22 protein-coding genes and 1 tRNA gene are annotated in these 23,576 nt (G+C 62.0%); 19 read left to right on the top strand and 4 right to left on the bottom strand.

Annotated elements, in window-relative coordinates:
- Positions 1-134: 134 nt before the first annotated feature.
- From AB5Y51_RS18440 to AB5Y51_RS18375, 14 genes are all read left to right on the top strand, one after another.
- Positions 135-210 (top strand) — tRNA-Thr (locus AB5Y51_RS18440).
- A gap of 213 nt (positions 211-423) precedes the next feature.
- A complete protein-coding gene (locus AB5Y51_RS18435; RefSeq protein WP_183149117.1) occupies positions 424-1,689 on the top strand; it encodes a cytosine deaminase in 1,266 nt (421 codons plus the stop codon).
- 87 nt (positions 1,690-1,776) lie between these two features.
- Positions 1,777-2,154 (top strand): fluoride efflux transporter CrcB, encoded by a 378-nt coding sequence (gene crcB, locus AB5Y51_RS18430; protein WP_039041077.1) that lies wholly within the window; start codon positions 1,777-1,779, stop codon positions 2,152-2,154.
- Positions 2,155-2,219: 65 nt separating this feature from the next.
- Positions 2,220-2,972 (top strand): bifunctional demethylmenaquinone methyltransferase/2-methoxy-6-polyprenyl-1,4-benzoquinol methylase UbiE, encoded by a 753-nt coding sequence (gene ubiE / locus AB5Y51_RS18425; RefSeq protein WP_039041078.1) that lies wholly within the window; start codon positions 2,220-2,222, stop codon positions 2,970-2,972.
- Between the two features lie 8 nt (positions 2,973-2,980).
- Positions 2,981-3,589 (top strand): SCP2 domain-containing protein, encoded by a 609-nt coding sequence (locus AB5Y51_RS18420; RefSeq protein WP_368178933.1) that lies wholly within the window; start codon positions 2,981-2,983, stop codon positions 3,587-3,589.
- Entirely contained in the window at positions 3,589-5,229 is a 1,641-nt protein-coding gene (gene ubiB / locus AB5Y51_RS18415; RefSeq protein WP_368178932.1) for a ubiquinone biosynthesis regulatory protein kinase UbiB, read from the top strand. Before AB5Y51_RS18420 ends, ubiB begins: the two co-directional genes overlap by 1 nt.
- Positions 5,230-5,268: 39 nt before the next feature.
- Positions 5,269-5,517, top strand: coding sequence for a Sec-independent protein translocase subunit TatA (gene tatA / locus AB5Y51_RS18410; RefSeq protein WP_010672358.1), 249 nt, complete (start codon positions 5,269-5,271; stop codon positions 5,515-5,517).
- A 3-nt stretch (positions 5,518-5,520) separates the two neighbouring features.
- Positions 5,521-5,979, top strand: a complete 459-nt coding sequence (gene tatB, locus AB5Y51_RS18405; RefSeq protein ID WP_368178931.1) for a Sec-independent protein translocase protein TatB — start codon at positions 5,521-5,523, stop codon at positions 5,977-5,979.
- Complete coding sequence (tatC, locus tag AB5Y51_RS18400; protein WP_010672360.1) at positions 5,976-6,728, top strand: twin-arginine translocase subunit TatC; 753 nt, start codon at positions 5,976-5,978, stop codon at positions 6,726-6,728. Before tatB ends, tatC begins: the two co-directional genes overlap by 4 nt.
- A 111-nt stretch (positions 6,729-6,839) precedes the next feature.
- Positions 6,840-7,625: a TatD family hydrolase gene (locus AB5Y51_RS18395; protein WP_368178929.1), complete on the top strand. Its 786-nt coding sequence runs from the start codon at positions 6,840-6,842 to the stop codon at positions 7,623-7,625.
- Positions 7,626-7,628: 3 nt separating this feature from the next.
- Entirely contained in the window at positions 7,629-8,642 is a 1,014-nt protein-coding gene (hemB, locus tag AB5Y51_RS18390) for a porphobilinogen synthase (RefSeq protein ID WP_368178927.1), read from the top strand.
- Between the two features lie 227 nt (positions 8,643-8,869).
- Complete coding sequence (gene prlC / locus AB5Y51_RS18385; protein ID WP_042879059.1) at positions 8,870-10,912, top strand: oligopeptidase A; 2,043 nt, start codon at positions 8,870-8,872, stop codon at positions 10,910-10,912.
- Positions 10,913-11,146: 234 nt separating this feature from the next.
- Positions 11,147-13,714 (top strand): bifunctional diguanylate cyclase/phosphodiesterase, encoded by a 2,568-nt coding sequence (locus AB5Y51_RS18380; protein ID WP_226043559.1) that lies wholly within the window; start codon positions 11,147-11,149, stop codon positions 13,712-13,714.
- A gap of 60 nt (positions 13,715-13,774) precedes the next feature.
- On the top strand, positions 13,775-14,524 hold the full coding sequence (locus AB5Y51_RS18375) for a class I SAM-dependent methyltransferase (RefSeq protein WP_069652920.1): 750 nt from the start codon (positions 13,775-13,777) through the stop codon (positions 14,522-14,524).
- Between the two features lie 70 nt (positions 14,525-14,594).
- Here the strand turns inward: AB5Y51_RS18375 and AB5Y51_RS18370 are convergent, their stop codons facing one another.
- The 3 genes from AB5Y51_RS18370 to rhlB are packed head-to-tail and all read right to left on the bottom strand — an operon-like array spanning position 14,595 to position 17,661.
- Positions 14,595-14,855, bottom strand: coding sequence for a Rho-binding antiterminator (locus tag AB5Y51_RS18370; RefSeq protein WP_368178924.1), 261 nt, complete (start codon positions 14,853-14,855; stop codon positions 14,595-14,597).
- Positions 14,856-14,867: 12 nt separating this feature from the next.
- Positions 14,868-16,358, bottom strand: coding sequence for a guanosine-5'-triphosphate,3'-diphosphate diphosphatase (gppA, locus tag AB5Y51_RS18365; protein WP_042017418.1), 1,491 nt, complete (start codon positions 16,356-16,358; stop codon positions 14,868-14,870).
- Positions 16,359-16,371: 13 nt separating this feature from the next.
- Positions 16,372-17,661, bottom strand: a complete 1,290-nt coding sequence (gene rhlB / locus AB5Y51_RS18360) for an ATP-dependent RNA helicase RhlB (RefSeq protein ID WP_029313424.1) — start codon at positions 17,659-17,661, stop codon at positions 16,372-16,374.
- Positions 17,662-17,774: 113 nt separating this feature from the next.
- Here rhlB and trxA point away from each other — a divergent pair, with 113 nt between their 5' ends.
- The 5 genes from trxA (at position 17,775) to fre (ending at position 23,045) form a co-directional block, all read left to right on the top strand.
- Positions 17,775-18,101, top strand: coding sequence for a thioredoxin TrxA (trxA, locus tag AB5Y51_RS18355; protein ID WP_010672369.1), 327 nt, complete (start codon positions 17,775-17,777; stop codon positions 18,099-18,101).
- Positions 18,102-18,308: 207 nt separating this feature from the next.
- The gene (gene rho, locus AB5Y51_RS18350; protein WP_010672370.1) at positions 18,309-19,574 is read left to right on the top strand and encodes a transcription termination factor Rho; all 1,266 of its coding nucleotides are present in this window, start codon (positions 18,309-18,311) and stop codon (positions 19,572-19,574) included.
- 106 nt (positions 19,575-19,680) lie between these two features.
- The gene (locus AB5Y51_RS18345; RefSeq protein WP_010672371.1) at positions 19,681-20,688 is read left to right on the top strand and encodes a hypothetical protein; all 1,008 of its coding nucleotides are present in this window, start codon (positions 19,681-19,683) and stop codon (positions 20,686-20,688) included.
- A 33-nt stretch (positions 20,689-20,721) separates the two neighbouring features.
- Complete coding sequence (gene ubiD, locus AB5Y51_RS18340; RefSeq protein ID WP_010672372.1) at positions 20,722-22,191, top strand: 4-hydroxy-3-polyprenylbenzoate decarboxylase; 1,470 nt, start codon at positions 20,722-20,724, stop codon at positions 22,189-22,191.
- 155 nt (positions 22,192-22,346) lie between these two features.
- On the top strand, positions 22,347-23,045 hold the full coding sequence (gene fre / locus AB5Y51_RS18335; protein WP_010672373.1) for an NAD(P)H-flavin reductase: 699 nt from the start codon (positions 22,347-22,349) through the stop codon (positions 23,043-23,045).
- 139 nt (positions 23,046-23,184) lie between these two features.
- Here the strand turns inward: fre and AB5Y51_RS18330 are convergent, their stop codons facing one another.
- Positions 23,185-23,442: an accessory factor UbiK family protein gene (locus AB5Y51_RS18330; protein ID WP_010672374.1), complete on the bottom strand. Its 258-nt coding sequence runs from the start codon at positions 23,440-23,442 to the stop codon at positions 23,185-23,187.
- Positions 23,443-23,576 lie beyond the last annotated feature (134 nt).

Raw genomic sequence — 23,576 nt, 5'->3', positions numbered from 1 at the left:
CTGACCCCATGCCGAACTCAGAAGTGAAACGCTGTAGCGCCGATGGTAGTGTGGCATTCGCCATGCGAGAGTAGGACACTGCCAGGCACCCAATTTTAGATTACGCATTGAGCGTGGTCTTTACCGGTTAGTGTGCTGATATGGCTCAGTCGGTAGAGCGCATCCTTGGTAAGGATGAGGTCCCCAGTTCGATTCTGGGTATCAGCACCATTAAATAAGAAAGCCTCCCAATCGGGAGGCTTTTTTGTGTCTGCCTTTCAGCCATCCATCGCAAATTGCAGTCCTGCAATGTCGCACCTTCTTGTTGCTGAGATATCTTCCCTTTCTATCCCGTATGCTTTCCGGGCGGCGCTTCTCTATTAAAGGGATCCGGGCTAAGTTGTGGATTGGCAAAGACAACTACGCTTTCGAAGGGGAAAGAACATGCTGATTAGGAATGTGCGTCTGGCGGGCAGGGAAGGGATGTGGCAAATCCTCTGTCAGGGAGGCGTGATCCGGGCCATCGAGCCCATGAGCACCCAGCTGCTCTCTGCCCGCGAGCTTGATGGTGAGCAAGGCCTTGTCATCCCCCCCTTTATCGAACCGCACATTCACCTCGATACCACCCAGACGGCTGGCGAGCCGAGTTGGAACCTCTCCGGCACCCTGTTCGAGGGGATTGAACGCTGGGCGGAGCGCAAGGCGCTGCTGACCCGCGAGGATGTGAAGCTGCGGGCCATCCAGACGTTAAAGTGGCAGATCGCCAACGGCATCCAGTTTGTCCGCACCCATGTGGATGTCTCCGATCCCAATCTGGTCGCCCTGAAGGCGATGCTGGAGGTGCGGGAGCAGATGAAGGAGTGGGTGGAACTGCAGATAGTGGCCTTCCCACAGGAGGGGATCCTCTCCTACCCCAACGGCAAGGCATTGCTGGAAGAGTCCCTCAAGCTGGGGGCCGACGTGATAGGCGCCATCCCCCATTTCGAGTTCACTCGGGAGTACGGGGTCGAAAGTCTGCACTACGTCTTCGATCTTGCAGAGAAATATCAGGTTCTGGTGGATGTGCATTGCGACGAAATCGATGACGAACAGTCCCGTTTTATCGAGACGCTGGCAACCCTGGCCTACGAGCGCGGCATGGGTCATAGGGTGACCGCCAGCCACACCACCGCCATGCACTCCTACAACGGAGCCTATGCCTCGCGGCTGTTCCGGCTGCTCAGGATGGCGGACATCAACTTCGTGGCCAATCCGCTGGTGAACATTCACCTGCAGGGGCGCTTCGACAGCTATCCCAAGCGCCGTGGCATCACCCGGGTGAAGGAGATGCTGGAGGCGAACATCAACGTCTGCTTCGGCCACGACGACGTGTTCGATCCCTGGTATCCCATGGGCACGGCCAACATGTTGCAGGTGCTGCACATGGGGCTCCATGTCTGCCAGATCATGGGCTACGAGCAGATCAACGACAGCCTCAAGCTGATCGGCAGCCACAGCGCCCGCACCCTGAACGTGCAGGATCGCTACGGCATCGAGGTGGGCAAGCCCGCCAACCTGCTGATCCTTCCTGCAGAGAATGGTTTCGATGCGGTGCGCCGCCAGGTGCCGGTACGTTATTCCATCCGTCATGGCAGAGTCATCGCCGATACTCGCCCGGCCGAGACGACCCTCCATCTTGTGAATGCAGAATCGGTAGACTTTCGCCGCTAGGGTCTAGCAGGGTCGATTAATTGCCCGGCTGTCCCCTGCTGCCGACATTTTGCATAATGCCAACCTGACAATCTTGGAGACTGCTTGATGCAAACCTGGTTATTTGTCGCTGTCGGGGGCGCCTTCGGTGCCTGCCTGCGCTTTGGCATCGCCGAGCTGATGGCATGGCTGCTGGGACGCCACTTTCCCTATGGCACCCTGGTGGTCAACGTGGTGGGTTCCTTCATCATGGGGATTGCTTATGCCCTGATCAGCCATGGTCACGTGGTGGAACACCCGATGAAGCCATTGCTGATGGTGGGTATCCTCGGTGCCCTGACCACCTTCTCCTCCTTTGCCCTCGATACGGTCGTGCTGGCCCAGCAAGGGGCCTATCTGAAGGCGCTGCTCAATATCGGTCTCAATCTGTTCCTCTGCCTGGCCATGGTCGTGCTGGGGATGCAGTTGGTCGCAAGCCGGGTTTGAGGTGTCCGCACGCCATCGGCTCTGGTAAACTGGCGGCCATTCTTTGCTCTATGGGTATTTGAGGGATGTCGGAACAGACTACTACTACGCATTTTGGCTATAAAACCGTGGCAGCGACCGAGAAGGAAACCCTGGTCGCCGGTGTCTTCCATTCGGTAGCGGCCAAGTATGATCTGATGAACGATCTGATGTCGTTCGGCATCCATCGCCTCTGGAAGCGCTTTACCATCGACTGCTCCGGTGTCCGCAAGGGCCAGAAGGTGCTGGATCTGGCTGGCGGCACAGGGGATCTGACCGCCAAGTTCTCCCGCATCGTGGGTGAGACCGGCCAGGTGGTCCTGGCGGACATCAACGACTCCATGCTGAAAGTGGGCCGCGACAAACTGCGCAACCTGGGGGTGGCCAACAACGTCTCCTACGTGCAGGCCAATGCCGAGGCGCTCCCGTTCCCTGACAACCATTTCGACGTCATCACCATCGGCTTCGGCCTGCGCAACGTCACCGACAAGGACAAGGCGCTTGCCTCCATGTTCCGGGTGCTCAAGCCGGGTGGCCGCCTGCTGGTGCTGGAGTTCTCCAAGCCGGTGAGCGAAGTGATCGCCAAGCTGTATGATCTCTATTCCTTCAAATTGCTGCCGAAAATGGGCGAAATCGTCGCGAATGACAGCGAAAGTTACAAATACCTGGCGGAATCCATCCGCATGCACCCGGATCAGCAGACCCTGGCAGGCATGATGGAGAATGTCGGGTTCGAACAGGTCGAGTTTTACAACCTGACCCAGGGCGTGGTTGCCCTGCACCGCGGTTACAAGTTTTAAGGTCGCCTATGCCGATGGATGCCATGGTCACCGCGGTGATCGAAACCAGCCTCAACCAGTTGCTGGCCCTGGACAAACAGAGCCCGGAGCGGCTGCGCAAGCTGACGGGCAAGGTACTCAAACTGGAGCTGCGCGAGCTCAAGCCGCTCTGGTTTGTCTTCTCGGAGCGCCGTCTGGATGTGCTGGCCATGTTTGAAGGGGAGGCGGATGCGGTGCTGAGCCTCTCCCTGACCGCCCTCGGCCTGCTCAAGGAGCCTTCCGCCCTGACCCGCTACATCCGCGAGGAGAAGCTGGACCTGAGCGGTGACCCCCAGCTGGTGCAGGCATTCAGCGCCCTGCTTGGCGAGCTCGATATCGACTGGGAAGAGGAGCTGTCCCGCTACACCGGCGATGTGGTGGCCCACACCCTGTGCAGTGGTGCTCGTCAGGCTCGCCGTTTTGTGGGGCGAGAGTTGTGCCGTTCCCAGCGTCAAGTGGCCGAGTATCTGACCGAGGAGGCGAGGCTTGCCCCGGGTCCGCTGGAAGTGGCGAGCTTCAATGACGATGTCGAAGAGCTGGTCCAACAGATGAAGGCGATCGAGTTGCGGCTTGCCCGCCTCGAACAGCAGGTGAGCTGATGACCCCGAAGGAGTTCAAACGCCTCTATCGCATCGTCAGCATCCTGCTGGAACAGGGCATCGACGAGCTGGTGCCCGCCCGTTATCAGCCCTGGCCTGGCCGTCTGGCCCGTCGCAGCCTGTTCTGGCTCAAGAACAAGCAACAAGGCATGAGCCGTGGCGCCCGCATTCGCCTCGCCTTCGAGGCCCTGGGCCCCATCTTCATCAAGTTCGGCCAGATGCTCTCGACCCGCCGAGACCTGCTGCCCCCTGACATTGCCGAAGAGCTGGCCCTGCTGCAGGACAGGGTGCCTCCCTTCTGTGGCCAGGCCGCCCGTCGCCAGATAGAAGAGAGCCTGGGTTGCCCCGTCGAGACTCTGTTCGATGAGTTCGACGAGACGCCGCTGGCATCCGCCTCCATCGCCCAGGTGCACACCGCCCGGTTGAAGGAGAACGGCCGCGAGATCGTCATCAAGGTGATCCGTCCCGATATCGAGCCGGTCATCGAGGCCGACCTGCGCCTGATGCAGGCCCTGGCCCGTCTGGTGGCCCGTTTCGTGCCCCAGAGCGGACGACTGCGCCCCATCGAGGTGGTGGAGGAGTATCGCAAGACCATACTCGACGAGCTCAACCTGATGCGCGAAGCGGCCAACGCCATCCAGCTGCGCCGCAACTTCACCGGCTCCGAGGCGCTCTATGTGCCCGAGGTGTTCACGGACCATTGCCGTGAGCAGGTGCTGGTGATGGAGCGCATCTACGGCATTCCGGTCTCCGACATTGCGGCACTGGAAGCCAACGGCACCAACATGAAGCTGCTGGCCGAGCGCGGAGTGGAAGTGTTCTTCACCCAGGTGTTCCGCGACAGCTTCTTCCACGCCGACATGCACCCGGGCAACATCTTCGTCTCTTTCGAACACCCCGAGAATCCGCTCTGGATCGGCATCGACTGCGGCATCGTCGGCACCCTCAACCGGGAAGACAAGCGCTACCTGGCGGAGAACTTCCTCGCCTTCTTCAATCGCGACTACCGCCGTGTGGCCGAGCTGCACGTGGAGTCAGGCTGGGTACCGCCCGATACCAAGGTGGACGAGTTCGAGTTCGCCATCCGCACCGTGCTGGAGCCCATCTTCGAGAAACCGCTCTCCGAGATTTCCTTCGGCCACGTGCTGCTCAATCTGTTCAACACCGCCCGTCGCTTCAACATGCAGGTGCAGCCGCAACTGGTGCTGCTGCAAAAGACCCTGCTCTATGTGGAAGGGCTGGGTCGCCAGCTCTATCCCCAGCTGGATTTGTGGCAGACCGCCAAGCCCTATCTGGAAAACTGGATGCACGAGCAGGTCGGCCCCAAGGCGGTGTGGAATGCCATCAAGGAGAAGGCGCCGTTCTGGGCGGAGAAACTGCCGGAGCTGCCGGAGCTGGTCTACGAGACCCTGCGTCAGGCCCGCCATCAGCAGCACCACTTCGACCAGATGTTTGCCGATTTCCGTCGCCACAGTCGCCGTCAGGGGCAGGCCCGCTACCTCTTAGGGGTTGGAGCCAGCCTGCTGCTTGCGGGTGTATTCTTGCTGACCCAGAAACAACACATTGAGTGGGGACAAATCAGCCTCGCCGGCGCCGGGTTATGCTGGCTGCTGGGTTGGTTGCGAACCCGTTCCCATTAAATAACCTGCGCCATCGGGCGCCTATCCGGAGAGAAAGTCATGGGTGGTATCAGTATTTGGCAGTTGTTGATCATCGCAGTCATCGTCGTGCTGTTGTTTGGCACCAAGAAATTGCGCGGTATCGGTGGCGATCTGGGCGCGGCGGTTAAGGGGTTCAAGAAGGCGCTCTCCGATGAGCCGGCCGACACCAAACCCGAGCAGAAAGATGCCGAGTTCCCGACCAAGCAGTTGAACGAGACGGCCAGCAACGCCGAAGCCGCCAAGCAGAAAGACAAAGATCAGGCCTAAGCCATGTTCGACATCGGTTTTTGGGAACTGGTCGTCATCGGCGTCGTCGCCCTGGTGGTGCTGGGTCCTGAGCGGTTGCCGGTCGCGATCCGCACTGCCAGCCACTGGATAAGGCTGATCCGCAGCACCGCCAACTCGGTCAAGGCCGAGCTGGAGCAGGAGCTCAAGTTGCAGGATCTGCACAACGATCTGAAGAAGGCCGAACGGTTGCAGATGAACAACCTGAGCCCCGAGCTGCAGGAGTCCATCGAGCAGTTGAAAGCGGCCGCCCAGTCGGTGAATCGTCCCTATCAGGGGGAGAACGAGATCCGCCCGCCTCGGGAGCCCGCCCAGGCTGAGCCAGCCACTCCGGTGGCGGCCCCGGCGCCCGCGACCCCAGAGGTGCCACCGGTCAACAGCCAGCGAGAGAGCGAGCCTGTGCCCGCCAGCGAGTCCGCAGCCAAAGGGGAGGTGAAGCCATGAGTCAGGCAGAACAACCCCTCATCAGCCATCTGGTAGAGCTGAGAACCCGTCTGCTGCGCGCGATCTCCGCCATCCTGCTGGTGTTCATCGCGCTCATCTACTTCTCCAACAACATCTACGACTTCGTGGCCCAGCCGCTGCTCAGCCAGTTGCCGGCAGGCACCAGCATGATAGCGACGGATGTGGCGACGCCCTTCATCACGCCCATCAAGCTGACCCTGGTGGTCTCCTTCTTCGTGGCGATCCCCTATCTGCTCTATCAGGCCTGGGCTTTCATCGCACCCGGTCTGTACCAGCACGAACGGCGGCTGATCCTGCCCCTGGTGGCCTCCAGCGCCGTGCTGTTCTATGCGGGGATGGCGTTCGCCTACTACGTGGTGTTCCCCCTGGTGTTCGGCTTCTTCACCAGTACTGCCCCCGCCGGGGTGACGGTGGCGACCGACATCGCCAGCTACCTGGACTTCGTGCTGACCCTGTTCTTCGCGTTCGGGGTGGCGTTCGAGATCCCGGTGGCCACCATACTGCTCTGCTGGACCGGGGTGACCACCCCCAGGAGCCTGAAGGAGAAGCGCCCCTACGTCATCGTCGGGGTCTTCGTGGTCGGTATGTTGCTGACGCCGCCCGATGTCTTCTCCCAGACCCTGCTCGCGATCCCCATGTGGGGCCTGTGGGAGATAGGTCTGTTCTTCGCCCGCTTTTACGTGAAGAAAGAGGACGAGGAGCAGCAACAAACGGAAGAGGGGAGCTGAGGCTCCCTTCCTCTTTTCATGCATCCGTTCGAGGCGTATGGTAAGGCCCCATCGAGTAGATGGTTTTCAAATGCCTGATATGCACCTCGTTTGCCCGGAACCCCTGACTCCATGATCGACATCGGTTTGAACCTGACCAGCAGCCAGTTCGCAGGCGAACAGGCCGACCTGGTGGAACGCGCGCGCGCCGCCGGGGTGGAAGCCCTGATCCTGACCGGCACCGATCTGGCCGGCAGCCGCGAGAGCGCCGCATTGGCGGCCCGCTGGCCCGGTTACTGCTTCTCCACCGCCGGGGTGCATCCCCACGATGCCAAAAGCGTCGATGAGGCGACCCTGCCCGCCCTGCGCGAACTGGCGGCCCTGCCCCAGGTGGTGGCCATCGGCGAGTGCGGTCTCGACTACAACCGGGACTTCTCCCCCCGCCCGGTGCAGGACGCGGTGTTTGACGCCCAGCTGGCGCTCGCCGCCGAGCTCGGGATGCCGGTGTTTCTCCACTGCCGCGATGCCCATGACAAATTCGTCGAAATCCTGCGCCCCTGGTTGCCCCGCCTGCCGGGGGCCGTGCTGCACTGCTTCACCGGCTCCGACGCCGAGCTGGACGAGTGCCTGGCGCTGGGGCTGCATATCGGGGTGACCGGCTGGCTCTGTGACGAGCGCCGTGGCCAGCTGCTGCGCGAGCAGGTGGCCCGCATTCCGGCGGGTCGCCTGATGATAGAGACGGACGCCCCCTACCTGGTGCCGCGGGATCTGAAACCCAGGCCCAGACGCAACGAACCCGCTTTTTTGCCGCACATCGCCCAGGTGGTGGCGGCCTGCCGTGGTGAAGCGCCCGAGGCCTTGCTGGCCCATACCCGGGCCACCTCCGCCGCATTCTTCCAACTTCCGCTTTTGGAGTGATTCATGGCCACAACTCTTCCGGGGGCCTTCCCGGGCCGTCGCCTGCGCCGGGTGCGCAAACATGACTTCAGCCGCCGCCTGGTGCGCGAAAACGTACTGACCGTCGACGATCTCATCTATCCCGTGTTCGTGCTGGAGGGGGAGGGTCAGCGAGAGGCCGTTGCCTCCATGCCGGGGGTGGACAGGCTCTCCATCGATCTGCTGCTCGAAGAGGCCGCCGAACTGGTGGCCCTGGGTGTGCCGGCGGTGGCCCTGTTCCCGGTGACGCCGCTGGAGAGAAAGAGTCTGATGGCGGAAGAGGCCTACAACCCGGATGCCCTGGCCCAGCGGGCGACCCGTGCCCTCAAGGCGCGCTTCCCGGAGCTCGGGGTCATCACCGATGTGGCGCTCGACCCCTTCACCACCCACGGCCAGGACGGCATCATCGATGACGAAGGCTATGTGCAGAACGACATCACCACCGAGATCCTGGTGAAGCAGGCGCTCTCCCATGCCGCCGCCGGGGCCGACATGGTGGCACCGTCCGACATGATGGACGGCCGCATCGGTGCCATCCGCGCGGCGCTGGAGGAGAATGGCTTCGTCAACGTGCAGATCATGGCCTACTCCGCCAAGTACGCCTCCCACTACTACGGCCCGTTCCGCGATGCGGTGGGCTCCGCCGCCAACCTCGGCAAGAGCAACAAGGCCACCTACCAGATGGATCCGGCCAACGGCAACGAAGCCCTGCACGAAGTGGCCCTCGACATCGCCGAAGGGGCGGACAGCGTCATGGTCAAGCCGGGCATGCCCTACCTGGACATCATCCGCCGGGTGAAGGATCAGTTCGGCGTGCCGACCTTCGCCTATCAGGTGAGTGGCGAGTACGCCATGCACATGGCGGCGATCCAGAACGGCTGGCTCAAGGAGAAGGAGTGCGTGATGGAATCCCTGCTCTGCTTCAAGCGGGCCGGGGCCGATGGCATCCTCACCTACTTCGCCAAGCGGGTCGCCCAGTGGTTGAAAGAGGACGCCTGACGCTGAGGCGGGGAGTGTCCATGCCCTCACAATGCCGGCCCTCGGGCCGGCATTGTCGTCTCTGGCAGATGAAGTGCTGGTTTTATGAACAAAATGCCTGAAAAAGTGGGCAACAAGCCCGTCTCTTGGCGGCAAAGGCTTGATAAATGGGGTTTCTGCCTACATCTTAGATGGTCCAAGCAGGCTTCTGGACGGCAGGGGCTGCAGAGCATTTAGAGGTACCGCAGATGACTAACCCTTTGCTGACAATGGACTCGCTGCCTCCCTTCAGCCAGATCCAGCCCGATCAGGTGCAACCTGCCGTGACGCAGGCCATCGCCGATTGCAAACAGAAGATTGAGGATGTGCTGGCCCAGAAGGAGCCTCACACCTGGGACAGCCTGATCGCCCCGCTGGAAGAGGTCAACGACCGCCTCTCCCGGATCTGGTCCCCCATCAGCCACCTCAATGCCGTGCAGAACAGCGAGGCGCTGCGAGCGGCTCACGATGCCTGCCTGCCGCTGCTGTCCGAATTCCAGACCTATGTCGGTCAGCATGAAGGGCTCTATCAAGCCTATCTGGCCCTCTCCGAGAGCGATGACTTCCCCCGGCTGGATGATGCCCAGCGCAAGGAAATCCTGAACACCCTGCGCGATTTCCGCCTCTCCGGCATCGGTCTGCCTGCCGAGGCGCAGCAGCGTTACGGCGAGATCCAGGCCCGCCTCTCGGAGCTCGCCTCCCGTTTCAGCAACAACGTGCTGGACGCGACCCAGGGCTGGCACAAGCTGGTGACCGACGAGGCCGAGCTGGCCGGTCTGCCCGCGAGCGCCCAGGCTGCCGCGCGCCAGATGGCCGAACTCAAGGGCAAGGAGGGGTGGCTGTTCACCCTGGACATCCCCTCCTACCTGCCGGTGATGATGTACGCCGACAGCCGCGCCCTGCGTGCCGAGCTGTATGAGGCCTTCACCACCCGCGCCTCCGACCAGGGCCCCAACGCCGGCAAGTGGGACAACTCCGCCATCATGACCGAGTTGCTCACCCTGCGCCGGGAGCTGGCCCGACTGCTGGGCTTTGCCAACTATGCCGAGCTCTCCCTCGCGACCAAGATGGCGGACAAGCCGGAGCAGGTGGTGGACTTCCTCACCGACCTGGCTGCCAAGTCCCTGCCCCAAGGCAAGGCGGAGCTGGAGGAGATCCGCGCCTTTGCCGCCGAGCAGCACGGTCAGGACGAACTGGCGGCCTGGGATCTTGCCTATTACGCAGAAAAGCTCAAACAGCACAAGTTTTCGGTCTCTGATGAGCAGTTGCGTCCCTACTTCCCCGCCGGTCGGGTCGTGAAGGGGCTGTTCGAGGTGGTCAAGCGGGTGTTCGGCATGAAGGTGCGCGAGCGTCTCGGCATCGACACCTGGCACCCGGATGTGCGCTTCTACGACATCTTTGACGCCGATGACGAGCTGCGCGGCAGCTTCTACCTGGATCTCTATGCCCGCGAGCACAAGCAGGGCGGCGCCTGGATGGATGTCTGCCTGGGTCGCCGCTACCGTCAGGACGGCTCCCTGCAAAAGCCGGTGGCCTACCTGACCTGCAACTTCAACGGCCCGGTGGACGGCAAACCGGCCCTGTTCACCCACAACGAAGTGGTCACCCTGTTCCACGAGTTCGGCCACGGCATTCACCACATGCTGACCCGCATCGATGTGGCCGGCGTGGCCGGCATCAACGGCGTGGCCTGGGATGCGGTGGAGCTGCCTAGCCAGTTCCTCGAGAACTGGTGCTGGGAATCCGAGGCGCTGGCCTTCATCTCCGGCCATTACGAGACCGGGGAGCCGCTGCCCGCCGATCTGCTGGAGAAGATGCTGACCGCCCGCAACTTCCAGGCGGCGATGCAGATGCTGCGTCAGCTGGAGTTCGCCCTGTTCGACTTCCGTCTGCACCAGACCTTTGACCCGGCCAGAGCGGATCAGATCCCTGCGCTGCTGGCTGAGGTGCGCAGCCAGGTCGCCGTGATGACGCCTCCGGCGTTCAACCGCTTCCAGCACAGCTTCTCCCACATCTTCGCGGGCGGCTACGCGGCGGGCTACTACAGCTACAAGTGGGCCGAGGTACTCTCTGCCGACGCCTTCTCCCGCTTCGAGGAGGAGGGGATCTTCAACCCGGCCACGGGCCACTCCTTCCTGAAGAACATTCTGGAAAAGGGCGGATCCAGGGAGCCGATGGAGCTGTTCCGTGCCTTCCGTGGCCGGGAGCCCCAGGTGGATGCGCTGCTGCGTCACAGCGGTATCGCCGCGTGAGGTCCAGCTGCAACAGTGAGCCTCGATTGGATGAGCTGCCGCGCCACTGCGGGAGCTTCAAGCAGGTACACATTTGCGGCATAGTGGGATCGAAACGTGATTTTTGATAGAAAAAGGGACCTTTTGGTCCCTTTTTCCAAGCCTTTTTAATATCTTGCGGAGTGCATGTTTGCACTGTCCCCGCCTCTTCAGTAGAGTCGGGTTCTACCTTCCAGGGAGAGAAAGAACCTTGCCATGAGGCGAGCACTCGAGTCTGTCTATCAAATCATCTCCAGCCTGTCTCATTCGAGTGGTCAGGGATATTTTGATGCCTTTGTGAGTGAAATCGCCAACGCGGTGGGGGCTGACTTCGTCCTGGTGTCCGGCAAGGATCAGGCGGGTCTGTTCTTTACCGTGCATGCCGCCTATCCCGCCTCCCTCGACATCAACGCCTACAGCTTCCCCCTCGCCGACACTCCGGGGGAGATCGCCATGCAACAGGGTGAAGCTTGGTTCAGTGATCGCACCCGCCAGCTGTTCCCCCACGCCGCCGTGCTGGAGCGCTGCGAGGTGAGAGCCTATGCCGGCGTCGCGCTCAAGAACGCCGAGGGAGAGACCATCGGCCTGTGCAGCGTCATGTTCAAGCGGGCCATGCCGAGAATGGAGAAGATAGTGGGCCTGCTGCGTCTGCTGGCCCCGCTCGCCGGTCGTGAACTGGCGCTGATGTATCAGCAGCGCCAGAGCCAGGAGCCGCCGGCGCAACCGGAACATCACCACTTCCTGGACACCATGATGTCCCATGCGCCCGTGGGCATCGGCAAGGTGGATCTGGGCGGCAAGATCCTCTGGGCGAACCCGGCCATCGAGAAGATGCTCGGCTACAGCCAGGAGGAGCTGCAACAGCTCACCGTCGCCGAAATCAACCATCCGGACGACTGGCAGACCAGCATTGCGCTCTACGACGCCCTCAAGCGGGGAGAGCGTCCCGCGTTTACCCAGGAGAAGCGTTATCTCCATCGGGATGGGACCGTCCTGTGGGGACGGGTGACGGTGACCCTGATCCGCAACGAGCAGATGCACCCCGACTATCTCATGGTGGTGCTGGAGAACATCGATCCCATCAGGCGCCATGCGGAGCAACTCAAGCTCTCCCACCGGGTCTATGACAACCTCTCCGAAGCCATTCTGGTGTGCGATGCCGACAGTCGCATCATCTCGGTCAATCCGGCCTTCGAGAAGATCACCGGTTACAGCGAGGAGGAGGCGTGTGGCCAGCGGCCCAGCATGCTCAAGTCCGGACTGCACGATCAGACCTTCTATGCGGACATGTACCACGCCTTGGAGCGGGTGGGGATCTGGCGTGGGGAGGTATGGAACAAGCGCAAGAACGGCAAGCTCTATCCCCAGCAGCTGATGATCAGCGCCGTGCGGGAAGGGGGCAAGATCAGTCAGTACATCGCCATCTTCAGCGATCTTTCCCAGACCAAGCTGGCGGAGCAGAAGATCGCTGCCCAGGCCAACTACGACAACCTCACCGGCCTGCCCAACCGCTGGCTGTTCGGTCGCTGTCTGGCCCGCTTCTGCGAGCGGGGGGAGCGCTTCGCCCTCATGGTGCTCGACCTCAACAACTTCAAGGCGGTCAACAACAGCATGGATCACCATGTGGGCGACGCCCTGCTGCGGGAGGTATCGGATCGGCTGGTGAGCCGGGTGCGCACCGAGGACCTAGTGGCCCGCATCGGCGGCGACGAGTTTGCCTTCCTGGTGCCCGGCATCGTCAACCGCCGTCAGGCCGAGGTGTTTGCCAAGCAGGTGATCGGCGGCTTTGCCCGTCCCTTCATGCTGGCCAACCAGCACCTCTATGTGACCGCCACCCTGGGGATCACCCTCTGTCCCAATGACGGCGGCGACAGCGACGAGCTCTTGCGCAATGCCGAGCAGGCCCTGTTCGTCGCCAAGCGCCAGGGACGCCCCCTCGGCACCTACAACGCCTCCATGCGGGAAGAGGTGAGTCAGCGCCACCAGATGCAGCACGATCTGGCGGAGGCCATCAAGCTGGGCCAGCTGACCATGGCCTACCAGCCCATCTGGGACAACCGCAGCGGCCGGGTCGCCAAGCTGGAGGCCCTGGTGCGCTGGTATCACCCCCACTGGGGTCAGGTCTCACCGGCGGATTTCATCCCGCTGGCGGAAGAGGCGGGGCTCATCCAGGGGCTGGGTGCCCTGGTGCTGTGGCAGTCTTGCCGGGATCTGGCCAGATTGCAGCAGTCCGGCTTCCCGGATCTGCAGATGTCCATCAACCGCTCCACCCTGGAGTTCCAGACCATAGACCCGGAGGCCAACGAGTGGCTCAGGGTGATCCGCCATTTCGAGCTGGATCCGGCGGACATCATCATCGAGATCACCGAATCCCTGCTGATGGAGACCAGCGATCAGCACAGGGTGCGGATCGATGCCTTGCGCGAGGCGGGCTGCAAGCTGGCCATCGACGACTTCGGCACCGGCTACTCGGCACTGAACTACCTGCGTACCTTCCCGGTGGATCTGGTGAAGATCGATCGCTCCTTCGTGCGCCATATTCCCTTCAACGAGCAGGATCGCCTGCTGCTCGACGGCATCATCAACATCGTGCACAACCTCGGCATGCAGGTGGTGATCGAAGGGGTGGAGACCCGGGAGCAGCTCAACTTCCTCTGCCAGAAGGGGTGCGCCTTCACCCAGGGGTATCTGCTCAGCCGCCCGCTGCCCTTCGACGATCTGACCGAGTACCTGAGCCTCAACCGTCAGGGAATGAACCTGGCGAATCTGACCACGGTGAGCTGACCCCCTGCTTCTGCTATCATGCCGGCTTCTGCGCCGTGATGAGTCCATGTTATGCCCCATATTCAGGTTTTCAGTGAAGTGCCCGCCCGCGATGGCGAGCTCGACGCCCTGCGCCAGCGCCTTGCCGACGTGGCGTTTCCCGCGCCCTTCGCCCTGGTGCTGACCGCATCGCGGTTGGAGCTGCGCAAGCTGGACGAACCCAAGCTGGGGGCCGTCTATGTGGACTTCGTGGAAGGGGCGGTGGCCCATAGGCGCAAGTTCGGTGGCGGGCGCGGCCAGTCCATCGCCAAGGCGGTGGGATTGAAGTCGGGAGCCATGCCGACCGTGGTGGATGCCACCGCCGGGCTCGGGCGCGATGCCTTCGTGCTCGCCTCCCTCGGCTGCAAGGTGACCCTGATCGAACGCAGCCCCGTGGTGGCGGCCCTGCTCCAGGACGGTCTGACCCGGGCGGGGCAGGATCCCGAGATAGGCCCCTGGGTGCGCGAGCGGATGCAACTGCTGCAAGGCCCGGCGGTGGAGACCCTGCTGGCGCTGGCCGAGCGGCCGGAGGTCATCTACCTGGACCCCATGTTCCCCCACAAACAAAAGTCGGCGCTGGTGAAAAAAGAGATGCGGGTGTTCCAGTCCCTGGTGGGGGCGGATCTCGACGCGGATGCCCTGCTGCCGGCTGCGCTCAGGATGGCTGACAAGCGGGTGGTGGTGAAGCGGCCCGACTATGCGGGCTGGCTCAACGAGCACAAGCCCAGCATGGCCATCGAGACCAAGAGCAACCGCTTCGACGTCTATGTGATGGCGGCGCTGGCAAGTTGAGTGGCGACTGGCAGGGAGTCTGAGCGTCAAACGAAGAGGGCCAACCTGATCAGGTTGGCCCTTTTGCTATTCATTGGCTGCGGGGTGGGGCGAAGTGGATCCGCTTTTCTTCCCCTTGCCAGACGAGTTCCAGGGTCGCCAGGTCCGCCAGGCTGAGGCGCTCAGCGCGCTCCAGCAGCAGATATTCGACTCCGTCGCTGGCTTCTATGGTGCGGATCCTGTCCGCCCAGGTTCGTCCATCCCGGTCGGTGATCGTGACGGGCAGCTGACAGCTGGCGGCGATCTCCAGCCAGTCGTACAGGTCACAGCTGACGGGTTGGTAATCGGCCATGGGGTGTGCGGCTCAGGCTTCCAGCAGCCGGGTGGACCAGCCCATCTTCTGCTGGCGCTCCACCTCGAGGCGGAGCTCGCTGGCGCGCAGGTAGTGCTCGTCCAGCCACCCCTTGGGCAGGGTCAGGGTCAGGGCATCTTCATCGGCTTGCAGCATGAACCTGGGCACAGTGCCCTGGGTTCGGCGCATGCAGAGGATGAGGGAGATGCGCAGGATACGGGCCAGCCGGATCGCCTGGCGACCGGTGACGGCGCCCTGTTTCTCCAGCGGCTCCAGCTTGAATTCATCCCGCTGGTTGAACAGCAGGGCCGACAGCAGCTTCTTCTGCGCGGGGGTGAAGCCCGGCATGTCGATGTTGTCGATGATGTAGGCGGCGTGCTGCGGCGCCTTCTTGTACTCGATGCACAGACCGATTTCGTGCAGCAGGGCCGCGTAGCGCAGGATCGGGCGACCGTAGCGCTTGGAGAGGCGCCAGGCCGGCTGCAACTGGGTGAACGCTTCGATGGCGGTGTCGCGGACCCGCTCGGCGTGCTCCTTGTCGAGCTGGTAGCGGCTGATCAGGCTGTCGGCGGTGCGATCCCGGGCATCACAATCGTGATTGTTGCCGAGCAGGCCGTAGATGAGCCCTTCACGCAGGGCACCACCCGCCAGGGTCATGCTCTCGATGTCGAGGGTCTCGAAGATGGCGATCAGGATGGCGAGACCGGAGGGGAACACGGTCAGCCGTTCGGCCGCCAGCCCTTCGAGCTGCAACTTATCGAGTCTGCCGCAGGCGATGGCCTGACCCATCAGCTCTTGCAACTTGGGCAGGGTGACCCGCTCGCTCTTGCCCTGGGCCAGCATGATCTCCTGCAGCGCCTGGACGGTGCCGGAGGCGCCGACGCAGGTGCGCCAGCCGAGGACACGATAGTCCGCAGCCACTTTCTCCAGTACCGCCTTGGCGGCGGCAATGGCCTGGTTGAAGCGGGCCTCGGAGAGCTCGCCGTCACCGAAGTGGTTGTTGAGCCAGGTGACGCAGCCCATGTGCAGGCTGTTGAGCAGCTTGGCTTCGCTCTGCTCGCCGATCACCAGCTCGGTGCTGGCGCCGCCGATGTCGATTACCAGCCGGTTGCCTTCCCCTGCCGACGTCCAGGAGACACCTTCATAGATGGTCTTGGCTTCTTCCTCGCCCGAGATGATCTCGATGCTGTGGTTGAGCACCCGTTCCGCTTCGCTGATGAATTCGTCGACGTTGGTGGCCAGGCGCAGGGTGGCGGTGCCCACTACCCGGATGTTGTCGGACGGGATGTCCTGCAACTGCTCGGAGAAGAGGCGCAGACAATCCCAGCCCCGCTCCATGGCGGCACGGTTGAGGCGAAAATCGGCATCGAGGCCGGCGGCGAGGCGTACCTTGCGCTTGACCTTGGTGACGGTGCGCAGGGCACCGGCGACCTCGCGCACCACCAGCATGTGAAAGCTGTTGGAGCCGAGGTCGATGGCGGCATAGAGAGGCGAGTTGTGCAACTTGGCCGATCCCTCAGTTCTTGCGGGGGGGACGACGACGGTTGTTGCTGTTGCCACCGCCCTGGCGATCCCGCATGTTGCGGTTCACCGGCTGGCGGTTGCGGAACACCCGTTTTGGTGCGGTGACGTCATCCAGCAGCGCCTCGCGGTCATACTTGCTGACCGGGATGGGGTGGTGGATGTACTCCTCGATGGCCGGCAGGTTGAAGGCATAGTCTTCACAGGCCAGGCTGATGGAGTGACCGCTTCTGCCGGCGCGGCCGGTACGACCGATGCGGTGGACATAGTCTTCGGCATCGTCGGGCAGGTCGTAGTTGAAGACGTGAGTCACGTCGGGGATGTGCAGACCACGGGCGGCCACGTCGGTGGCGACCAGGATATCCAGGGTGCCCTTGGTGAACTCTTCCAGGATCTTCATCCGCTTCTTCTGCGGCACGTCGCCGGTCAGCAGGCCGACGCGGTGGCCGTCGTTCTCCAGCCAGGCGTGAACGTCTTCACAGACGTGCTTGGTGTTGGCGAAGACGATGGCTTTCTCGGGCCACTCCTCTTCCATCAGGGAGAGCAGCAGCAACATCTTGTCTTCGTTGGAGGGGTAGAAGAGCTCCTCCTTGATCCGCACGCCGGTCATCTGTTCCGGTTCGACCTGCACATGTTCCGGGTGGTTCATGTGTTCATAGGCCAGCTCCTGCACCCGCAGGGAGAGGGTGGCGGAGAACAGCATGCTCAGACGCTCGGTGGCGGGGGGCATGCGGCGGAACAGGAAACGGATGTCCTTGATGAAGCCCAGATCGAACATGCGATCCGCTTCGTCCAGAACCACGACCTGGATGTTGCCGAGATCGATGACCTTGGACTTGAAGTAGTCGATGATGCGACCCGTGGTGCCGATCAGGATGTCGACGCCCTGTTCCAGCACGGCCAGCTGCTTGTCATAGCCTTCGCCACCATAGGCGAGACCGAGCTTGAGCCCGGTGGAGGCGGACATGCTCTCTGCATCGTTATAGATCTGGACGGCCAGCTCCCGGGTCGGGGCCATGATGATGGCGCGGGGCTGGTTGACGAGGCGCGGCCTGGTCAGCGGATGGGTCAGCAAATAGTTGAATGTCGCCGCCAGGAAAGCCAGGGTTTTGCCGGTCCCCGTCTGGGCCTGACCGGCGAGGTCATGACCTTCAACCAGCAGGGGCAGGGACAGTGCCTGGATGGGCGTACAATAGTGAAATCCCTTTGATTCCAGACCAGCCAGAACTTCGGGTTCGAGGCCCATTTGGGCGAATTTTTCGGTCGTTAGATGTGTTTTGCTCATGGCGGTAGGTTATCAGGTTAGGCTTGCAATAATAAACAGGATCATTTCAAATAGGGCAACTATTGCCTTTGTTGAACCATCAATAAAGCCTTAATTACTGACTGGAGTTGGAGATGAGTGACAAGATTGTTCAGCTGAGCGATGCCAGCTTCGAGGCCGATGTAATCAACGCCGACAGCCCTGTTCTGGTCGATTTCTGGGCCGAATGGTGTGGACCGTGCAAGATGATTGCCCCGATCCTGAACGAAGTTGCTCAGGAATATGAAGGTCGCGTGACCGTGGCGAAATTGAACATCGATCATAACGCCGACACTCCGCCCAAGTACGGCATTCGTGGTATCCCGACCCTGCTGCTGTTCAAGAATGGTGAAGTGGCAGCGACCAAGGTCGGCGCCCTGTCCAAGACCCAACTGAAAGAGTTCCTGGACGGCAACCTGTAATAATCAAGAAGGAGCGCATTGCAATAATGCGCTCCTTGTGTTTTATCACCTAGACGCTCACCCTGATTGGTGCTAGTTTATCGCTCGTTTGCTAACCTTTTTGCCTGACTCTTTGCTTAACTACCAGCCTGGCAAGTCAAATCCGATCAGCATCAATCCAGCAGACTGTCTCCTCATTTCAATCCTTGCTTACAGACTTTCACCACTATGAATCTGACTGAACTTAAGAACACTCCTGTGTCCGAGCTGGTCCAGCTTGGCGAATCCATGGGGTTGGAAAATCTGGCTCGGGCGCACAAGAAAGACATTATCTTTGCAATCCTCAAGGCGCACGCCAAGGGCGGCGAGGATATCTTTGGCGACGGTGTGCTGGAAATCCTGACCGACGGTTTCGGTTTCCTGCGCAGTGCAGACGGCTCTTATCTCGCTGGTCCGGATGACATCTATGTCTCCCCGAGCCAGATCCGCCGCTTCAACCTGCGTACCGGCGATACCATTTCCGGCAAGATCCGGCCGCCGAAAGAGGGCGAGCGCTATTTTGCCCTGCTCAAGGTCAACGACGTCAACTACGACCGTCCGGAAAACTCCCGCAACAAGATCCTGTTTGAAAACCTCACTCCCCTGCACGCCAACGAGCGTCTGCGCATGGAGCGTGGCAACGGTTCCACCGAAGACATCACCGCCCGTGTACTGGATCTGGCATCCCCGATCGGCAAGGGCCAGCGCGGTCTCATCGTTGCACCGCCCAAGGCCGGTAAGACCATGCTGCTGCAGAACATCGCCCAGAGCATCGCCTACAACCACCCGGATTGTGAGCTGATCGTGCTGCTGATTGACGAGCGTCCGGAAGAAGTGACCGAGATGCAGCGGATGGTGAAGGGCGAAGTCATCGCCTCCACCTTCGACGAGCCGGCCTCCCGTCACGTCCAGGTCGCCGAAATGGTGATCGAGAAGGCCAAGCGTCTGGTCGAGCACAAGAAGGATGTGGTGATCCTGCTGGACTCCATCACCCGTCTGGCCCGCGCCTACAACACCGTCATCCCGTCTTCCGGCAAGGTGCTGACCGGTGGTGTGGACGCCAACGCCCTGCACCGTCCGAAGCGTTTCTTCGGTGCGGCGCGCAACGTCGAAGAGGGCGGCAGCCTGACCATCATCGCCACCGCGCTGATCGATACCGGCTCCAAGATGGATGAAGTCATCTACGAAGAGTTCAAGGGTACCGGCAACATGGAACTGCACCTCTCGCGCAAGATTGCCGAGAAGCGCGTCTACCCGGCCATCGACATCACCCGCTCCGGCACCCGCAAGGAAGAGCTGCTGACCGCCCCGGACGAGCTGCAGAAGATGTGGATCCTGCGCAAGATCATTCACCCCATGGGCGAGATCGACAGCATCGAGTTCCTCATCGACAAGCTGGCTGCGACCAAGACCAACGACGAGTTCTTCGACTCCATGAAGCGTCAACAGAAGTAACAGTCTCTTCAATGACAAAACCGCGGCCCAGGTCGCGGTTTTTGTTTATCTATTTCACGGCTGGCTTAGTAGTATGAAGCCTCGATGTCACAAGGAAAGGGACGTCATGAAGCTGGTGTTGTTCATATGGATGGGTTGGTTGTGGCTGGCGGCCCCGGTGCATGCCGATTCCCCGCCGCAATTGCAGGCTCCCCTGGTGGCGGACGAGGGACTGGAGGGGCATCGGGCGTACCTGGACGGCCGCATGGCGCTCGGGCAGTTTGATGCCATGGACTCGTTGCTCGAGACCCTGTCGGTGGGGCAGCGGGAGTTCCTGTTGTTCCAGTTGCTGGGTGAGCTCAAGTCATCGGGCGCACCGAGCCCGGCGCTGCTGGCCTGGGTGCGGGCACAAGCGGCCAAGGCGCCACAATGGCTGGTGGAAGGGAAGGTGGACGGTTTCCTGGTGCAGCTACCCGCCTATGACTTCCCCGCCGAGGCCCGGCTGGTGCTGAGCCACTGGCAGCAGCTGGCCTGGCAGGACAACTATCGCCAGTTGCTGGAGCAGGATCGCTTCGACTTCAAGCAGGTCTACTACAGCCGCAATCCCGAGCTGGCACAGCAGCAGCAGGCCCTGCTGGCGGTGCTCGATCGGCAGCCGGTATCCGTGCTGCGCCGGGAGGCGCAGCGGCTTGCCGCCCTCAATCTCTTCCTGCCGGACAACCAGTTGCTGCTGCACTTCATCGAACAGACCGGGGAGACGGCACTCTACCTCAAGCTGTGGCGTCAGCCAGTGGATCACGATAGCCTGACTGCGCTACACACCATTTCCCGCTTTTATTCAGGTCAGGAGGCGAGCGATCTGCTGATCGCCGCCAGCCAGAACAGCCGCCTGATGGTCCCCGCCCTGCACCAGCTCAGCCGCCTCTCCCCCTTGCCGGACGGGGCCCAGCAGTTCCTCCTGGCCGAACTCGGCAAGCACCAGTATGGCGGGCTGGTGGCCGGCCTGTTGTTGCAGATGGACGAGCCCAGGCTCCTGGGTCAATTGGCAAACCGGTTGACGCTTCAGGAGCGGCGACACGCCTCGTCCGTCATGAGGTCCGATACGGGTACACCGGATACGCCGCCAGGGTTATAATGCGGGACCACCTGATCCCGCTGGGGTACTTGCATGAAATACAAGGACTTGCGTGATTTTATCGCGCAGTTGGAACAAAACGGACAGCTCAGGCGCATCAGTCGCGAGATAGACCCCTATCTGGAGATGACCGAGATCAGCGACCGTACCCTGCGTGCGGGGGGCCCGGCTCTGCTGTTTGAGAATCCCAAGGGCTACACCATGCCGGTGTTGACCAACCTGTTCGGCACGCCGGACCGGGTTGCCATGGGCATGGGCCAGCCCAACGTCAGCGCCCTGCGCCAGGTGGGGACCTGGCTCTCCTATCTGAAAGAGCCGGAGCCGCCTCGCGGGCTCAAGGAGCTGATGGAGAAGCTGCCCATCTTCAAGCAGGTGCTCAACATGCCGACCAAGCGGCTCTCTTCGGCCCCCTGTCAGCAGGTGGTGCTGGAAGGGGACGCGGTGGATCTGGATCAGATCCCCATCCAGCACTGCTGGCCCGGGGATGTGGCGCCCCTGGTCACCTGGGGTCTGACCATCACCCGCGGTCCCTACAAGAAGCGGCAGAACCTCGGCATCTATCGCCAGCAGAAAATCGGCAAGAACAAGCTGATCATGCGCTGGCTGGATCACCGGGGCGGCGCCATCGATTTTCGCGAGTGGCAGGAGGCCCACCCGGGCGAGCGCTTCCCGGTGGCGGTGGCGCTGGGCGCCGATCCGGCGACCATCCTGGGCGCGGTGACGCCGGTGCCGGACAGCCTTTCCGAATACGCCTTTGCCGGTCTGCTGCGGGGCAGCCGTACCGAGGTGGTGAAGGCGCTGAGCTGCGATCTGGAAGTGCCAGCCAGCGCCGAGATCGTGCTGGAAGGCTATCTGGAGCCGGGGGAGATGGCCCCCGAAGGGCCTTACGGCGATCACACCGGCTACTACAACGAAGTGGACGAGTTCCCGGTCTTCACCATCACCCACATGACGATGCGCCGGGATGCCATCTACCACAGCACCTACACCGGCCGTCCGCCCGATGAGCCGGCGGTGCTCGGGGTGGCGCTCAACGAGGTGTTCGTACCGCTGTTGCAGAAGCAGTTCCCCGAGATCGTGGATTTCTACCTGCCGCCGGAGGGGTGCTCCTACCGGATGGCGGTGGTGACCATCAAGAAGCGCTACCCCGGCCACGCCAAGCGGGTGATGCTGGGGGTCTGGTCCTTCCTGCGCCAGTTCATGTACACCAAGTTCGTGATCGTCTGCGATGACGACATCAACGCCCGGGACTGGAAGGACGTTATCTGGGCCATCACCACCCGGATGGATCCGGCCAGGGACACCACCCTGATCGAGCACACCCCCATCGACTACCTGGACTTCGCCTCGCCGGTCTCCGGGCTCGGCTCCAAGATGGGGCTGGATGCCACCAACAAGTGGCCGGGGGAGAGCAACCGGGAGTGGGGTCAGCCCATCGTCCAGGACGAGGCGGTAAAGCAGAAGATCGATGCCATCTGGGACGAGCTGAAGATCCTCGACTGAGGGATCCCCGATGCGGCGCGGCCATTGTGACGCAAAAGTGCGGTATTGCCGTGCCGAATTGGGTATGCTCGACGGACCTGACCACCAACTGGTCGCCATAAAAACAGTGAAACCATGAGCGAAGCGGGCCGGGCAGGCCCCTCACAAGGACAAGAATGCAACGTATCAAGTGCCGCGTAGAGGAACTGCGCGAATATGTCGACACCATCTGGCACGTGGCGCTGGCGCCGCAGCAGGAGGTGAGCTTCAAGCCGGGCCAGTATCTGCTGGTGGTGATGAGCGATTCGGACAAGCGCCCCTTCTCCATCGCCAACTCGCCGACCCGCTCCGGCGTGCTGGAGCTGCAGATCGGTGCCACTCCCGAGAATGCCTATGCCGGTCAGGTGCTGGCCCGCATGCGCGAGCAGGGAGAGATCGAGGTCGAGCTGGCCGCCGGCAAGGCGTTCCTGCGCGACGAATCCCCCCGACCGCTGATCCTGATGGCGGGCGGCACCGGCTTCTCCTATGCCCGCGCCATCCTGGAATACCTGATCGGCAGCGGCAGCAAGCGTCCGGTGTTCCTCTACTGGGGGGTACGCCAGGCGCACTGGCTCTACGAGCTGGAGCAGATGCAGCAGTGGGAGCGCGACTATGCGCCGCTGACCTTCATTCCCGTGGTGCAGGAGCCCGAGAGCGACTGGACCGGCAGGACCGGGCTGGTGCACAAGGCCATCATGGATGACTTCGTCAGCCTGCATGACTACGACATTTATGTGGCGGGTCGCTTCGAGATGGCCGGTGCCGCGCGGGAAGAGTTCAAGGTGCTGGGCGCCGAGCCCGAGCGCATCTTCGGCGATGCCTACGAGTTTATCTGACCACGGCTAACCGCAGAGCGTCGATCTGCCCCCTTATCGTCTTGCGAGAGAAGGGGGGATGAGAAACTCGTTGTCCCCATAAAAACGACAAACCCCAGCCTGGCTGGGGTTTGTGCTATCTACGGCGGGTCACGCCGGATCATTCGCCCTTGGCAGCGAGCTGCTGCTCGAGCTGGGCCAGCTTGGCCTCGAGGGCGGTCAGCTTCTCCCGGGTGCGCAGCAGCACCTTGGTCTGCACGTCGAACTCCTCGCGGCTCACCAGATCCAGCTTGTTGAGCTGGGCCTGCAAGACCTGACGGGTCTTTTTCTCCACCTCTTCACCCATGCTGCGAATACCGGGGGGCAGGGCGTTGTGTATCTGTTTGGCGATCTCTTCCAGTTTTTTCGGGTCGATCATGGGGGTCTCCTTAAGCAATGGCGCCATTCTACCGACAAATCGTCCCCTTTGCCGAGATCGGAGCGGCTTTTTGCGCCATGGATCCTATCGGGCTCTGGTCGGGTCTGGTTGATGCACCCTGGCTGCTACCCTGT

This window comes from Aeromonas sp. R7-1, from assembly GCF_040908115.1.
In the GTDB taxonomy this organism is placed as follows: Bacteria; Pseudomonadota; Gammaproteobacteria; order Enterobacterales; family Aeromonadaceae; genus Aeromonas; species Aeromonas caviae.
This window is presented reverse-complemented; position numbering and strand designations above follow the sequence as displayed.